Consider the following 15,847-nt stretch of genomic DNA (forward strand, 5'->3'; position numbering starts at 1 on the left):
TTAAAGCGTTAAAGTTTAAATCATTGAGTTCGGAAATTTTTTCACCATCATTAAGCCAATCTCCATCCATAACCAACTATATAAGAAAGAAAAAATGAAGATACAAATGCCAGTATAAATAGACATAATATGAGAAATGGCTGGTCCGAGAACGGGAAAATTAAACACATATAATAGTAAACAAATGCCAATGGTTAAGGAACATGCGCCAAAGAAGATGATGCTTAATCGTTTGGCAAAGAGATTAAAAGCAATTCCCAAACCAAGTCCTAATAATCCGGTGGTAAAAGGGAAAATGACAAGTTCACTGGGCTGAAGGAATAGAAGTAATAAATTGGTAAATAAATATGTCCACCATCCAAAAGGGATATTGAGCATGGAACAAAAAAGAATGGGAGCTGTTGCGAAAGGGCTAATAAAATAACCGACTCCTGGTATAAAACCACCAGCAGATTGCAATATTGAAGTAATGATGGAAAATAGAGAAATTAATAGTAACTGCTTAAGCTTAGATACGCGTCGGTAAGCAGTTTGATAAACTTGCAGCATATCATTCACTTTAGAAAAAAAATACACATTAACACACCTCGTTTACATATTTAATTCAATCTTTCCATGTTTTCAAGTGACCTGATCAGATATGTAAACTAGTTGCAACAGCTACTTATGTGAAAACACTACTATAGTATATTAACGATTAAAAGTATTTGTGTATGAGGGGGTCAGACCCCCACTACTTTAATACGTTAAAACAGTGGGGGTCAGACCCCAAAATAGGAGCAGATAATGAAAAATAAAAGAAGGATGATTCCATCGTTGTCGTCGAATTCGGTTTTTTTAGGGGTTTTGCTGGCGATTGTTGGTGGGTTTTTGGATGCTTATACGTATGTGAGTAGGGATGGGGTTTTTGCGAATGCTCAGACGGGAAATATGGTTCTTTTGGGAATAAGGGCTGCACAAGGGGAGTGGAAGGAGACGGTTCGGTTTATTCCCCCTATTCTAGCTTTTATTCTCGGTGTTTTAGTGGCTGAAACGGTTAAGATTCCACGCGTACGGGCAATCGTGTATAGTTATCGACGCTTTGTATTAATTTTGGAATGTATCGTTCTATTCATCGTTGGAGCATTGCCTGAAAGTGTACCCAATATGGTTGTAACCGTATGTATCGCATTTGTCTCATCGATGCAGATTTCCACATTTAATAAGCTGGATAAATGGAACTATAATTCGACAGTAACTACAGGAAATCTTCGTACTGCAACACAAGCAGCATACTCAGCAATCGTTGAACGTGATCAGGAAGCGAAAAACCAGTTTAAAGAATTCATTTCAATTATTCTTTGTTTTCTCCTTGGTGCATTAACAGGAACATATTTGACTATGCATATAGGGGATCGAGCTATTTGGATTGCCTCCGCCCTACTCATTATCTCTATTCTTCTGTATCACAGTCATAAAGGATATTTTAGAAGGAGTAAAAAAGCAATGAAACTGGATGAAAGATGATCTTAAATTGGATTCGGCAAGTATACATAGCTACCATTAAAAAGAATAATATAGATCCCAGTCATTTCATTTATATATGAAGATGGTATATTTATTAAGAACCATAAAATCATCCTTTTTAGTTTTGAGGAGTTGAAAATGTTGACAAGGGATTTTTTTAATGATGTTAGTGAAAAGAATCAAGTAAAAAAAGCTTTGTACAAGCTGATACATAAAAAGGATTCCATCTCAAAAGTAGAGTTGCTTCATCGATTTCATGTACCTAATACGACGATGACCCGGATGGTTGCAGAGCTGGTAAAAAAGAAGCTAATTCGGGAATGTGGCGTTTCTGAATCAAATGGTGGAAGACCATCTGTTCTTTATGAGGTAGTCCCTGATGCTGGGTACTTAGTGGGAGTTGAAATTGCGAGAACGCATGTGGGAATCATGTTATTTGATTTGAGCTTTAAACCGGTCGGAGCAGATCAGTTTATGATTACAAATAAACATACACCTGAAGTGACCATTAAATTAATTATAGAAGGAATTGAACATCTTTTAACACAGTATCGTGTCGATCCATTGTTAGGGATTGGAATTGGGGCAGTGGGTCCAATTGATCGAAAAAATGGAGTAATAATCAATCCTAGTGCATTTCCAGCAAAGGGTTGGCTCAATATCCCTATTGTGAGCATGCTTAAGGGTCATTTTGATGTTCCAGTTGTTCTGAATAATGGGGCTAATACAGCCGCTCTAGCTGAGTATCACGCAAATCAATCATTACAGGGAGAAAGTCTATTATATTGTATAAGTGGCTATGGTATACGCTGCGGATTTATTAAGGAGGGCCAATTATTCTATAATACACAAGGAGCGGCAAGCACATTCGAACATATAACGATTCAAGCAGATGGTAGACCGTGCTTATGTGGGAATAAGGGATGTTTAAGCTCGTATGTAACTTTCGGTGCGTTGTTTGACAGGATGAAAGAGAAAGGAATTTCTGCTTCTTTGGATCAATTATTAAATAGTAAGGATCCTGCTGTGAAGGAGATCATTTTAGAGTCAGCACGTTATTATGGAATCGGAATTGCAAATATGATCAATGCTTTGCACCCTGATACTGTATTACTGCATGGTAAATTAATTTATCATGATCGTAAGTATTATGAAGAGGTAGTGCGAGTGGCGAGAAACCATACATGTATGAAGGAAATTAGCATTAAAAAGGGATCATTTGGGGAGAAGGCAACATGTTTAGGAGCTGCTATATTCGTATTTGATCAATTTTTTAATGAATAAAGTATGTAGGATATTATTTGGACACTTTTGTCCATTTTGGTCAAAAGTGTGATAACATGAGGATAGTAAAATGAAAATAGAAAGCTGGGATTGGATGAAAAAAAATTGGTCCTTACTTTTTCAATTGTTCTGGGTGTTTTTTAAAATTGGACCAGTTACATTTGGAGGCGGCTATGCCATGATTCCTTTAATTGAAAGGGAAGTGGTGAAAAAGAGGAAATGGGTAGAAATTGAAGAAGTGTCTGATATGTTTGCCCTTTCTGGTACGGCTCCCGGTGCAATCGCAGTGAATGCAGCCACATTTATTGGCCATAAGATTGCAGGGGTACGTGGAGCAATTGCTGCAATGATTGGAGTTCTACTTCCAACCTTTCTCATAGTGATGCTTCTTAACATTATTTTTGTTTCTTTTGAAGGAAATCCTCATGTAAAAGCAGCGTTTTTAGGGATCAGAGCAGCAGTTGTAGCTTTGATAGCTTATGCGGCAATCAAAATTGCACGAACTTCTATTCTTGATAAATCTACCTTCATTTTAATGATTGCTATGGTCATTATGATGCTTGTATTCCATTGGCATCCTATTTTTGTTATTGTTACAGGTGCATTATTGGGAATTATGATTGTAAAAGTCAAGGAATTAATGAATATACCGGTTCGATTAGACCACAATCAAGAAAAAGAATCTATATATGACGTAACGAATGAGGAAATGAGGACGTAGGAGGAATACTATGTTATTTTCATTATTTACCCTATTCCTATTAATTGGAGCCGTTTCATTTGGTGGGGGTTACGCAATGATCCCAGTAATAGGGGCAGAGGTAACAAAAAAAGCATGGTTAACCACAACAGAATATACCGACATCGTTGCTCTTGCGGGAATGACACCAGGATCCATTGCATCAAACAGTGCCACAGCGGTTGGATATAAGGTTGCAGGAATTCCTGGGGCAATCGTATCATCAATCGCCATCACTCTTCCATCGATTATTTTTGTATTAATCATTGCTCTGTTTTTTTATAAAATTAATCAAAATAAACTTGTGCAATCTGCATTCTATGGATTGCGCCCAATTGTAACAAGCTTGATTATTTATGCAGCCATTCATTTTGCTATAGAAAACGGCGTGATTTCACTCCATGTATCTTGGCACATGGTCAGTTTATTTCTCCTCTTTCTTGCATCATTAGTGGGCCTGTCCTATTTCAAAATACATCCAACCCTTGTTATTTTATTCGCGGGGATTATTGGAATAATCATTTTTTGATAGATTGCTAAGTAGTACATCATCCTATTTGAAGGAAACCAGTCCTTCTTATAGTTTCTTTTTCCATTTGAATTCGCTATGATGGAAATAAGAAACAGAGATTGGAAGTCGGTGGTAATTGTGCGAGAAAAACATAATATTGAGGATGGTAGACATTTACGTTCTTTGAAGACAAGAAGTAAAATTATTCGTGCGGCACATGTCGTCTTTTTAAGAGATGGATTTCAAAAAACAACGATTAAAAGTATTATGGAACAGGCTGATATAGGGTATGGAACTGTATATGGTCATTTTAAAGGGAAAGATGACCTTTTGATTGTGTTAATGGAAGATATAATGGACAAGTTCTTTGAAGTGGCTAGTATTCCATTTTTTCCTTCGACAAGAGCGGAAGCAAAGGAAATCATTTTAAATCAAGTATTGTCCTTCTTGAAAATAGCAGATACGGAAAGAGAAATTATGAAGGTATTTTCTGAAGGGATGGGTCTTTCACCAAAGGTAAACGAGAAGTGGGAAGAAATAAGGCTTAAATTTATTCAGAGTATCACTAAGGATATTACTTATTCCCAAGTAAAAGGTTTGGCGCGTACGGATTTAAAGGCAGAGCTAGCAGCTAGAAGCTGGTTTTTCTCAAATGAAATGTATCAATGGGAGATTGTATTTAATCAAGGCATATACTCACTTGATGAGATTGCTTGGACATTAACAACTATGTATGTGGATGCTATTTATTTATAAAGGCTGGCTTCTTTATATAACATGAAAAAAGCTAATGAAATTTAGCTTTTTTATTTTGAAATCAATTCGACGATACATCTGATTAATTTAGAAAATTATTTAATTATATAGGAATAAGATTATAAAATACTTATAAATATTATAGACATCACATCGTATTTATTATAGACATGATATCGAATTTATTTTATAATCTCATTAATAGGAATTAATAGAATATTAAGTTATTATTTCTTATTAAAATGAAAGCGTTTTATAAAATATGAACAGGGTGATGTTATGGGAGAGAAAGATCATTTCCAGGATATTATGGAAAGGGAAAAAGGGTTAAATAAGGGGTTAGCAACATCACAGCTTACAATGATTGCGATTGGTGGTGCAATCGGAACAGGGTTATTTTTAGGGAGTGGGCTTGCTATTGGTACTGCAGGACCAAGTGTAATTGTCAGTTATGCGATAGGCGCATTCATTGCCTTATTGCTAATGGGCTGTCTAGCTGAAATGACTGTTGCCCATCCAACTTCAGGTTCATTTGGTGCATACGCTGAAAAGTATGTTAATCAATGGTCTGGTTTTACCGTTCGTTATTCTTACTGGTTCAGTTTAGTTTGTGCAGTAGGTACTGAAGTAACAGCAATCGCGATTTATATGAAGTTTTGGTTTCCTACTGTCCCTGGATTCGTTTGGATTTTACTTTTCTCTGCGATTTTACTTTATGTAAACGCTACCAGTGTTAATTTGTTTGGAGCGGTTGAATATTGGTTTTCTTTAATTAAAATTATTGCGATTGTCGGCTTTATCATTCTTGCCATTTATGTAATCGTTGGGGCCGATGCGACATCAACGATTGGTATTGCAAACTACTCAGTTCAAGGAGGATTTTTTCCTAATGGGATCTGGGGGATGTGGATCGGTATTTTTATTTCCCTGTTTAGTTATTTAAGTATAGAAATGATTGCAGTAAGTGCTGGGGAAGCAAAGGAGCCAGAGAAAGCAGTTCCTATTGCCCTACGTTCAGCAGTTTTCCGATTAATTCTGTTTTATCTATTAACACTTTCATTAATGTTGATGATTATTCCATGGAACAAGGCAGGTGGAGATGCTAGTCCATTTGTTAAAGTAATGGAAATCCTACATATTCCTGGCGCAGCGGGAATTATGAATTTTGTTGTCCTTATTGCTGCACTTTCAGCGATGAATAGCCAATTATATATTTCTACCCGGATGATGTTTTCACTTTCTAGGGCAGGATACGCTCCAAAGTCATTCGGAAAACTGAATAAAAAGAAAGTACCTGCTCTTGCCCTAGCCACTTCAGCGATTGGGATTGCATTAGCAACCATTTATTCGGTTGTATCACCAGATACTGCGCTAGTAGCGATGATTTCAATTTCTAGTTTTGGTGCCATGTTTGCATGGTTTATGATCTTTATCACCCATCTATTTTTCCGGAAAGAATGGAATCAAATAGGTGGACGAAAGCTTCCAGTTCGAATGCTTGGCTATCCTTATTTGACAATTTTAGGCGCGTTATTGCTATTAGCTGTAGTGTTGTCTACTTGGTTTTCACCTGATTTTAAAGATACGTTGGTTCTTGGATTTCCGTGGTTAATCATCATTACTGTTATTTATTTTATCTGGAAAAAAGTGAATTCTAAAAAAATCGAAAATAACACAGCAAGTAATGATCAAAGTTTTTGATAAAAAAAGTGATAATAGGATGGGCGATCTGGGAATATCTAGCGCTGAGTAAAGTGAAATTACTAGAAAAATAGATTTGCTCATTCTTTTTATCCAAATAGATGACAATTTAAGATTTAGCTAACAAGGAGGAAAAACACACATGAGAGAATATGAAACTAGTTTAGAGTTTGCGAAAAAGAAAGATCAGGAGGATGTTTTAAAAAATATTCGGGGTCGCTTTTGTCTTAAAGAAGGAGAAATCTATATGGATGGAAATTCCTTAGGTTTATGCTCAAAAGATGCAAAAGAAGCCCTATATCATGTGGTCGATTTATGGGAGCAGCATGGAATTAATATTTGGGATATAGAGGATAGCCGCTATTTTAAATATCAAAATGTGTTGGGGGAAAAACTAGCAAAATTGATTAATGCAGAACCTGACGAAGTAACGGTTATGACCAATACGACCATTAATATTCACCAGGGGATCAGTACATTTTATCAACCAACACCAGAACGCTATAAAATTCTTGTTGATGATTTAAACTTCCCTACGGATCGTTATGCGGTGGATAGTCAAGTACGTTTGAAAGGCCTTGATCCAAAGGATGCTGTTAAAGTAATTTCTAGCACGGATGGACGTTTTCTTTCAGAAGATGCGATCATTGATGGAATGACAGAGGATGTTGCATTAGTCTTACTTCCATCAGTTTTATACAGAAGTGCACAGCTCCTTGATATGGAACGAATCACAGAAGAAGCTCACAAAAGAGGCATTATTATTGGATGGGATCTATGTCATTCGATTGGTGCGATTCCACATGACTTTAAAAAGATTAATCCTGATTTTGCCGTGTGGTGCAATTACAAATATTTATCAGCGGGACCGGGTGCTATTGCAGGATTTTATATTAATCAAAAACACTTTACGAAGGAACCAGGATTAGCCGGCTGGCATGGGAACAAAAATGAAACACAATTCCAATTACGTCATGTGTTTGACCATGAATTAAATGCACATGGCTGGCAAACAGGAACACAGCCATTATTTTCTATGGCACCACTTGAAGGTGTGTTGAATATTTATCTTGAAGCAGGAATGGAGAATGTACGACATAAATCGTTGGACATTACTGCGTATCTGATGTTTTTAATTGAAGAGAAATTAACGAAATATGGATATAAAATTGGGAACCCGCGTGAAGATCATAAACGTGGTGGGCATGTTTGTCTCGAGCATGACGATGCCTATCGTATTTGTAAAGCACTCAAGCAGCATAAAGTCATCCCTGATTTCCGTGAACCAAATGTCATTCGACTAGCTCCCGTCGCATTATACGTCTCCTATGAAGATGTATACAACCTAGTTCAAATCCTAGAGGACATCGTCGTATCGAAAGAATATGAAGATTATAGTGAGGTACGTACATTAGTAGTTTAGTGGGGTCATTTAGTGGGGGTCAGACCCCCACTGCTTTAAAGTGTAAAAGTGACACTCGTTTCACACGGACTTATTCCAAAGATATTCATATTTGAAGTGCAGCTTTCCGTCTTTTAGTGAAATGCGATAGAGATTTCCAGCGCTTTGTATAAATAGATCATTATCCTCGATATATCCCATGATTTCATTATTGGTTTCGACAGTAGTCGACCAATTTACTTTTTTACTTTGAAGGTTCACTTTTGAAAGGGTAAGTGACTGTTCATTTCGTTTTGTTTGATACGAAATATAGGCAATAGATTCTTTTGAATCATAAGCTAAGATTGATGGATTAATAAAATGTGTATTGATTTCATTCAAAGTATTCATAAGCTCTTTTTGATCATTCTCATTGGCGGAAAACACAGGCAAACTTCCTTTTTGAAAAAATGAATGATCGAATGTATGATCATTAACAATTTTTTTATAACTGTCGTCTTCCTTTAAAGTATAGTTTTGTAGATCCAGTTTGTAATAGTGATTATCTAACCCGTAGATGTACATATCTTCCTTTTTATCGATAAAATAATCAGTAAACTCATAACTTAAATTACCTTTTAATTCAGGAACTTTTTGATAGAGTTCTTTTTCTGTCATCGTTTCTTTTCCGGTCAATAGGTCTATAAAGGAAAGCTTCTTTTTCTTTGGATTTATGACAATCATTTCATTATTGGTTTGACCAAGTACATAGTCTTGCCAGTTTGATTTTTTTGTCCATTCTTTTTTCCCTGTATCGCTATTGACGGCAATAAATTCAAAGGATGATACACTAGTCGAAATGCCATTCGATTGTCCATTGGGGACTTTTACGGAAACCTTGTTTACGACCAAGGATTTCCCATTTTTTTGTATAGTTAATGTCGGAGATTCGGCTTTGACATCAACATGACGACCAGCCCCATTAAAAATTAATAGGACAAAACATCCAATCATAAAATAGATAATAAGCATGATCCCTAATACAGAAAATCCACGCCTAAAACTTCCTTTACCAGCCAGTTTATTTTTTATCATTCGATACAGCCAAAAGGAGATTAATATAAGCAATATAAAATAAAGAATCCCCACTACAAGATCAAAGAAAAACCAACCCCTTAAAAACCAACCTTTAAACAGGTTCACAAAAAACATAAATCATCCCTCCTTGTACGAGGATAATTATATCAAAAGGGGTCAGACCCCCACTACTTTAAAGCGGTGGGGGTCTGACCCCTTAGTTCTTTGTTCATAGGCATTTAGTCTATTACAAAAATTTACATTAAATAGGTATGATGGTGGTATATATCCATTTTTCTATATGGGAAAATAAAGGGGACATTTACTATGAAGAAATTTTTTTATGGGATGATGTTATTAACTTTACTGTTAGTTGCATGTTCGAAGGATGTTTCGCAACAGCAGGAGGCGGAGAAAGGGAAGAAACAACCCGCCGAACCGAAGCAAGAAGAAAAATTAGCAAATGAATATAAACCAAAGGAAGTAAAATATTTTGATATTAAGATGCCTGATCGTGAGTTATCAGAGATGGAAAAAGAGTTATTGCGGTATCCTGGGAAGTATAGCGGCGATCAATATGATGAGGAAAAAGTTAAAGAAGCACTAGATCAATTGCCTGAGGATTTAACGAAGGAAGAGTATATGGAGGAGTTAAAGTTTTTATTAACAGAGGATTATCATAAAGAAATGGAAACATTACTTAACTTTAATTCAAATGTTGATGTTTCTGTTGAGCGACCAGATGAGACAGTGAACATACCTGGTATGAGGACGGCACATTATGCAATTTTAATAGATGCTAGTGGTAGTATGAATGCCTCTGTTGGAGGTAAAACAAGAATGCAAGTAGCAAAGGAGGCTGTTCTTGAATTTGCTGAACAAATACCTGAGAACGCAACTATTTCCATGCGTGTGTATGGTCATAAAGGTTCTGGAAGTGATTCAGATAAAAAAATGTCATGTAGCAGTTCGGAAAATTTGTATAGTGGGCGTTTTGAAAAGGCAAAATTTAACCAGTCATTAAATAAAGTAAAACCTGCAGGCTGGACGCCTATTGCTCTCGCATTAGAAAAAGTAAAAGAGGACATTCCAGAAAATACAGATGATATGATTGTATACGTAGTAAGCGATGGGATTGAGACTTGTAATGGTGATCCAGTAAAGGCGGCAAAGGATTTAGTTTCATCTGATATTCAAACGGTTGTAAATATTATTGGGTTTGACGTAGATAATGAAGGACAAAAATTATTGAAAAATGTTGCAAGTGCTGGAAATGGTGAATTTACTTATGTGCAATCTGAACGTGATTTGAAAAGGTATTTAAGAGCACAATATGAAGAAATCCAGCAGGCTTGGCTGGATTGGAAGGAAGAAGGAAAAGCAAAGGCATTAGAAATAAAAGAAGAGAAAAAAGCATTAGCTCAACGTACAAAAGAAAGCATGAAGGAAAAAAGTACACGTGAAAAAGAACGGATGAAACTAGCAAGGGAATATTTAAAAGAAAGATTTGATGATTATGATCATCCTACTCGCCAACTATATTCTGATATAGTCGATTATGGAAATGAAAAATGGCAATATGCCGTTGACACAGGCAACCTCATGTGGAGAGAAAGCGTAGATAACGGAAACGATGAATGGAGAAAATTCGTCGATGAAGGAAACAAAAAAATTAGTGAAACAATTGATAAGAAAAATGGAAATTAGGGGGTCAGACCCCCACCGCTTTAAAGTGATAAAGAAACCTGTAGGAAAGTTGCGATCTACGGGTTTTTTTTATATTAATAACGGCATTCGTTTAATTACTCGAATTTTAAGAAGGATATTAGCTAATTCTATCGAATATTTCTAAGTATGAAAATAAGAAAGGAAGTGGAAAAGAGTGGCTAGAAAGCCTCGTATTTGGTTTGAAGGGGCGATGTATCATATTACGAGTAGGGGGAACCGACAATCTGCATTATTTTATGATAATAAAGATCGAGTGGTTTATTTAAAACTATTAGAAGAAGTTCGAGGTTATTATCCATTTATTCTTCACTCATATTGCCTCATGACCAATCATATTCATCTCCAATTAGAAACCATCAAGCATCATCCCCAGCATATAATGCAAATGCTCAATTCCAGATATGCCATTTATTTTAATAAGCGTCATGAACTTGTAGGACATGTTTTTCAAGGGCGCTATGGTTCAGAAATCATTGATTCGATCGTTTACCAATTAGAGGTGAGCAGATATATCCATTTAAATCCTGTTGATGCGAAAATAGTTCACTCCCCTGAAGATTATCGTTGGAGCAGCTATGCAGCTTACACTTCAAATAATACAAATCCGCATGTCACCACTAGTAAAATATTATCCTACTTTTCTCACCCACAAAAAGAAAATTACCGTAAGTACGTTGAGATAAAAAAAGATCTATTAAAATCACTTTATCACTTTAAAGAAGTGGGGGTCAGACCCCCAAGAAGTTACTGATTTTAGCTATGGTGATTCCTGCGTTTTGGAGGGAGGTGGAGATGTATTTGGCAAATTGTAATGCGTTTTGGCCGTCGCCGTGAATGCATACGGTGTGGGCTTGGATAGATACGTCGACTCCTTGTAGTGATTTTACTTTTCCTTCTTTCACCATGCGAATGACTTGGTTTACTGCTACTTCTTGATCGTGGATTAGCGCATTTTTTTCTCGTCTAGATGTTAAGGAACCGTCTTCTTGGTAGGTTCTGTCCGAAAATACTTCACTTGCGGATCGAAGACCAATTTTCTTTCCAGCTTTAATGAGCTCTCCCCCCGCTAATCCAAAAAGAATCAATTCAGGATCAACTTTATAGATTGCTTCAGCGATGGCCTCGGATAAAGATGGACTTTTTGCAGCCATATTATATAGGGCACCATGAGGTTTTACATGTTGAAGTTTTCCGCCTTCAGCTTTGGTAAAAGCATAAACGGCGCCAATTTGATAGACAATCAGATCATAGGCTTCTTGAGGAGAAATATCCATCGTTCTTCTACCGAAGCCTACTAAATCTGGCAAACCAGGATGAACGCCAATCCCTACATTGCGTTCCAAAGCCATCGTCACTGTTTTTCTCATTGTAGTGGGGTCTCCTGCATGGAACCCACAAGCAATATTGGCAGAAGTAATATAATTAAGAATTTCCTCATCTGTTCCCATTTTGTAAGCTCCAAAGCTCTCTCCCATATCACAATTTAAATCAATCATAGACATGTTTATACCACCTCTCTAAATTTAAGTAAAATTCCTTTTTTAAGTTGTTGTATTTCTTTTTCCTTTTCTATTAGAAGATGAAAAGCTTGTTCATTTGTTATTTCAGAAAATCGAAGCTGATCCCCTGGTTTCATCTGTGCTAATCGTGGTAAATCGACAGAAGCGACCTGTCCGATTTTTGGATAACCACCAGTTGTTTGTCTATCAGCTAATAAAATAATGGGGTTGCCATCTGAAGGAACTTGGATCGTACCGAAATTGACAGCTTCCGATAAGATTTCTTGGGCATGCTCCAAAGATAATGGTTCTCCTTTTAAACGATACCCCATGCGATCTGATTGGGTCGTCACTTCAAATGTATTTGAGAAAAAATTCTTCCTGCTATCTTCCGTAAATAAATGGTATTGCCGTCCTTTTATGACTCGAATAGAAGCAGACTTTTTATTGTTTGGGATTAGTTCAGATGTGACAGACCATTCCATTTCAAAAAAATGATGACAATGTGCATCCAATTCACACATGATTTTTGCAGAAATTTCATTTGGTAGACCAAAAGGAATTTGATCACCCATTTGTAATGAACGCCCATGAAAACCGCCGATTCCTGCCCTTAAGTAGGTTGATTTACTTCCCATGATGCTTGGAATTGAAAGTCCCCCGGCGATAGCAAGATTTGCCCGACAACCAGACTTTAGTGAGCCGAAGCGAAGTTCGCTCCCTTTTTTTACGAAGATCGTTCGCCAAGATCGAACAGGCTTTCCATTAATCATAGGGGAAAGATCACCACCGCAAATAGAAATTAGAGCATTCTCATCAAATTCAATTACTGGCCCCAGCATGGTTATTTCGATGGTAGGGGCATTTTCCTCATTTCCAACTAAAAAATTAGCGATTCGATGAGCAAAGGTATCCATCGCACCGCCAGCGATTACACCATACCGTTGGAAACCATGTCTACCTAAATCCTGTATGGTTGTTAAGAGTCCGGGCTTTTTAATAGTGATCATTTAGCAGCATCCTCCCATTCCAAGTATTCCTTATAACTAATAGGAGTAAAGCGAATTTTATCTCCCGCCTTTAATAGACTCGGAGATTCATCGTTTGGGCGAAATAAATGAATAGGGGTCCTCCCAATTAACTGCCAGCCTCCCGGGGTTTCAATTGGATAGATACCTGTTTGTTTACCGGCAATTCCTACTGATCTTTCAGGTATTCTTAATCGGGGGGAAGCGAGCCGTGGGGCAGCTATTTTTTCGGACATTCCCCCAATATAAGGGAAACCCGGTGCGAAACCGATCATGTAAACAATATAGTCCCCAGTTGAGTGGATGTGAATCACTTCTTCAGTTGTTAAGTCATTCAATCGCGCAACGGTCTCAAGGTCAGGACCTAATTCTCCTCCATAGCATACAGGAATATCTACTATCCTTGGCTCTTTTTCCACTCCTAACGTTAGTTTTGAAAGAAGAGACTCCAGCTGACGGCAAACATATGTGGATGGAAGTTCTGTTGATTGTCTTAATGCAGATGTGAGTTTAAAAGGGTCATAGTAAACAGTCACCGTTGTAAAGGCTGGGACATACTCTTCTACCCAATCTAATAGATGATCCTCAAAATACGCAGAAAGGACCTGAACTTTTTCATGGGTTAGCGTATTCATCTCTTGTCCCAATTCAATGATGACTGCGTTCTCTCCCATAGGATGTAAGTGATATTCCATTGGAACTGTCCCCTCCATAATCTTTTATACTTTTCTTTTATAATATAATATTTATAACCTTTTAACAATTCAAGTTTTTTAATCTAATTTATCAACTAATATAAAATGATAAGAAGAATATGCCTATTTACATTGAATAACATCACTTTTTTGGAAATGAAAAAATTAAAAAATACTCTTTTCAGATTGATTTGATTTGTGATACAATTCTAACATTAGTAAATATATATACTAGAATAATATTTTGAAATACTTAAACATCTAGAGAGAAGGGATTATATGGTATTAATAGGAGTTGCCTTAATCATTATTGGATTTGCCTTTAGGTTGAATTCACTTGTTGTTGTGACCGTTTCGGGTTTAGTAACAGGATTAATTGCTGGGCTTCCGATAAAGGAAATCATTACACAATTTGGTGAGGCATTTACTACGAATCGCTATATGTCGATTTTAATCGTCACACTTCCTGTCATCGGTCTTCTTGAAAGAAGTGGATTACAGAATCAAGCAGGGCATCTTGTTTCAAAAATTAAAGCAGTAACTGTAGGGCGAATTTTAAATATCTATTTACTTATTCGTGAAGTAGGAGCTGCTCTTGGATTAAATAGTATTGGTGGCCATCCTCAAACTGTCCGCCCACTTATAGCACCAATGGCAGAAGGAGCTGCAGAGGCGAAATATGGTGAGGTGCCTGAAGAAGATCGCGAGGAAATTCGTGCACAAGCTGCCGCTGCAGATAATATTGGACTCTTCTTCGGTGAAGATATATTTGTCGCCGTCGGTGCAATTTTATTAATGAAAGGATTTTTTGATCAAAATGGCATTGATGCGGACCCGATATCAATGGCGCTATGGGGAATACCTACCGCCATTTTTGCATTCATTGTCCACTCTATAAGACTCTATCTATTTGATAAAAAGCTAGATCGCAAGTTAGGTTCAAAAATGAAGAAAGTTGATTCAGGCAGCAAGAAGGATGTGAACGTATGATTTTTTCAGTTGAGTTTATTTATATTGTAATGGGTATTATAGGTATCTGTTGTTCTTTGTATACTTTTTCTGACAAAGCTAATCCAAAACGAATACAGTCAGGCTTATTCTATTTTCTTTATTCAATTACTCTATTATTTGGAAAAGTCATTCCACCCTTTTATATTGGTCTTATTGTTATCGTAATGGTTGTGATTGTTGGTATTGGTGGTCTTCGGAAGGGAGAGTACGGCGAAGCGACAGAACAAGAAAGAGAAATACGCCGCAAACGTTTAGGAAGCTGGCTTTTTCTCCCGGCTTTACTTATCCCTGTTGGTACGGTGATTGGTTCAAAAGTATTCGATAAGGTGAAAATTGGTTCTAAACAATTACTTGATCCATCAAACCCAACATTGGTTGCGCTCGGTCTCGCTTGTATTATTGCGATCATTGCTGCGCTGCTATTGACAAAAAGTACCCCTAAAACAGCAGTTAAAGAATCTCGCCGTCTACTGGAGGCAGTTGGATGGGCTGTTGTCTTACCACAGCTATTGGCAACTTTAGGAACTATTTTCACAAAAGCGGGAGTCGGCACTGTTGTGTCTGATGTGGTGACGAAGTTCATTCCTGAAAATTCTTTAATCTGGGTCGTCGTCGTATTTTGTATCGGAATGGCGTTATTTACAATGATTATGGGGAATGCCTTTGCAGCCTTCCCAGTCATGGCAGCTGGAATTGCCATCCCATTTCTGATTACAAAGTTTGATGCCAATCCGAATCAAATTGCTGCTATCTCGATGTTTGCGGGGTATTGTGGTACATTGATGACACCAATGGCAGCTAATTTTAATATTGTACCTGCTGCTTTATTAGATTTAAAAAATAAAAATCATGTTATTCGTGTTCAAGTACCAACAGCATTGTTTGTTCTAGCATTTAATATTGTTTTAATGTATTTTCTAATTAAATAGGA

General features: G+C 36.9%; 16 protein-coding genes. 11 read left to right on the forward strand and 5 right to left on the reverse strand.

What is annotated here, in order from left to right; translation table 11 throughout:
• Positions 1-15: 15 nt before the first annotated feature.
• Entirely contained in the window at positions 16-576 is a 561-nt protein-coding gene (locus MHI39_RS04195; protein WP_071974799.1) for a hypothetical protein, read from the reverse strand.
• Between the two features lie 210 nt (positions 577-786).
• Here MHI39_RS04195 and MHI39_RS04200 point away from each other — a divergent pair, with 210 nt between their 5' ends.
• The 7 genes from MHI39_RS04200 to kynU all read left to right on the forward strand — a co-directional run bounded on the left by MHI39_RS04200 (position 787) and on the right by kynU (position 7,920).
• Positions 787-1,506 carry a YoaK family protein gene (locus MHI39_RS04200; RefSeq protein ID WP_342540751.1) on the forward strand — a complete coding sequence of 240 codons (720 nt, stop codon included), beginning with the start codon at positions 787-789 and terminating at the stop codon, positions 1,504-1,506.
• A 138-nt stretch (positions 1,507-1,644) separates the two neighbouring features.
• A complete protein-coding gene (locus tag MHI39_RS04205; protein ID WP_342540752.1) occupies positions 1,645-2,790 on the forward strand; it encodes an ROK family protein in 1,146 nt (381 codons plus the stop codon).
• A gap of 70 nt (positions 2,791-2,860) precedes the next feature.
• Complete coding sequence (locus MHI39_RS04210; protein WP_342540753.1) at positions 2,861-3,511, forward strand: chromate transporter; 651 nt, start codon at positions 2,861-2,863, stop codon at positions 3,509-3,511.
• Between the two features lie 10 nt (positions 3,512-3,521).
• Complete coding sequence (locus tag MHI39_RS04215; protein ID WP_071974802.1) at positions 3,522-4,058, forward strand: chromate transporter; 537 nt, start codon at positions 3,522-3,524, stop codon at positions 4,056-4,058.
• A 120-nt stretch (positions 4,059-4,178) separates the two neighbouring features.
• A complete protein-coding gene (locus tag MHI39_RS04220) occupies positions 4,179-4,796 on the forward strand; it encodes a TetR/AcrR family transcriptional regulator (RefSeq protein WP_342540754.1) in 618 nt (205 codons plus the stop codon).
• 279 nt (positions 4,797-5,075) lie between these two features.
• A complete protein-coding gene (locus tag MHI39_RS04225; protein ID WP_342540755.1) occupies positions 5,076-6,497 on the forward strand; it encodes an amino acid permease in 1,422 nt (473 codons plus the stop codon).
• Positions 6,498-6,639: 142 nt separating this feature from the next.
• Positions 6,640-7,920 (forward strand): kynureninase, encoded by a 1,281-nt coding sequence (kynU, locus tag MHI39_RS04230; RefSeq protein WP_342540756.1) that lies wholly within the window; start codon positions 6,640-6,642, stop codon positions 7,918-7,920.
• Positions 7,921-7,980: 60 nt separating this feature from the next.
• On the opposite strand, the gene MHI39_RS04235 is transcribed toward kynU, so the two are convergent.
• Positions 7,981-9,090, reverse strand: coding sequence for a PA2928 family protein (locus MHI39_RS04235; RefSeq protein WP_342540757.1), 1,110 nt, complete (start codon positions 9,088-9,090; stop codon positions 7,981-7,983).
• Between the two features lie 192 nt (positions 9,091-9,282).
• Here MHI39_RS04235 and MHI39_RS04240 point away from each other — a divergent pair, with 192 nt between their 5' ends.
• The gene (locus MHI39_RS04240; RefSeq protein WP_180212201.1) at positions 9,283-10,662 is read left to right on the forward strand and encodes a VWA domain-containing protein; all 1,380 of its coding nucleotides are present in this window, start codon (positions 9,283-9,285) and stop codon (positions 10,660-10,662) included.
• 175 nt (positions 10,663-10,837) lie between these two features.
• Positions 10,838-11,434, forward strand: a complete 597-nt coding sequence (locus MHI39_RS04245; RefSeq protein ID WP_341041370.1) for a transposase — start codon at positions 10,838-10,840, stop codon at positions 11,432-11,434.
• Here MHI39_RS04245 and MHI39_RS04250 read toward each other — a convergent pair.
• From MHI39_RS04250 to pxpB, 3 genes are read right to left on the reverse strand one after another with little or no spacing between them, the layout of a single operon-like run.
• Entirely contained in the window at positions 11,412-12,185 is a 774-nt protein-coding gene (locus tag MHI39_RS04250) for a 5-oxoprolinase subunit PxpA (RefSeq protein WP_212945529.1), read from the reverse strand. The genes MHI39_RS04245 and MHI39_RS04250 overlap by 23 nt on opposite strands.
• A gap of 2 nt (positions 12,186-12,187) precedes the next feature.
• On the reverse strand, positions 12,188-13,192 hold the full coding sequence (locus MHI39_RS04255; protein ID WP_212945530.1) for a biotin-dependent carboxyltransferase family protein: 1,005 nt from the start codon (positions 13,190-13,192) through the stop codon (positions 12,188-12,190).
• Positions 13,189-13,905, reverse strand: a complete 717-nt coding sequence (pxpB, locus tag MHI39_RS04260; RefSeq protein ID WP_342540758.1) for a 5-oxoprolinase subunit PxpB — start codon at positions 13,903-13,905, stop codon at positions 13,189-13,191. Before pxpB ends, MHI39_RS04255 begins: the two co-directional genes overlap by 4 nt.
• A gap of 279 nt (positions 13,906-14,184) precedes the next feature.
• Between pxpB and MHI39_RS04265 the strand changes: the two genes are divergently transcribed.
• Together MHI39_RS04265 and MHI39_RS04270 are read left to right on the forward strand one after the other, a co-directional pair.
• Positions 14,185-14,895, forward strand: a complete 711-nt coding sequence (locus MHI39_RS04265) for a DUF969 domain-containing protein (RefSeq protein WP_058004692.1) — start codon at positions 14,185-14,187, stop codon at positions 14,893-14,895.
• Complete coding sequence (locus MHI39_RS04270; protein WP_078109175.1) at positions 14,892-15,845, forward strand: DUF979 domain-containing protein; 954 nt, start codon at positions 14,892-14,894, stop codon at positions 15,843-15,845. Before MHI39_RS04265 ends, MHI39_RS04270 begins: the two co-directional genes overlap by 4 nt.
• Positions 15,846-15,847 lie beyond the last annotated feature (2 nt).

The sequence above is a fragment of the Heyndrickxia sp. FSL K6-6286 genome, from assembly GCF_038630395.1.
GTDB lineage: Bacteria > Bacillota > Bacilli > Bacillales > Bacillaceae_C > Heyndrickxia > Heyndrickxia oleronia.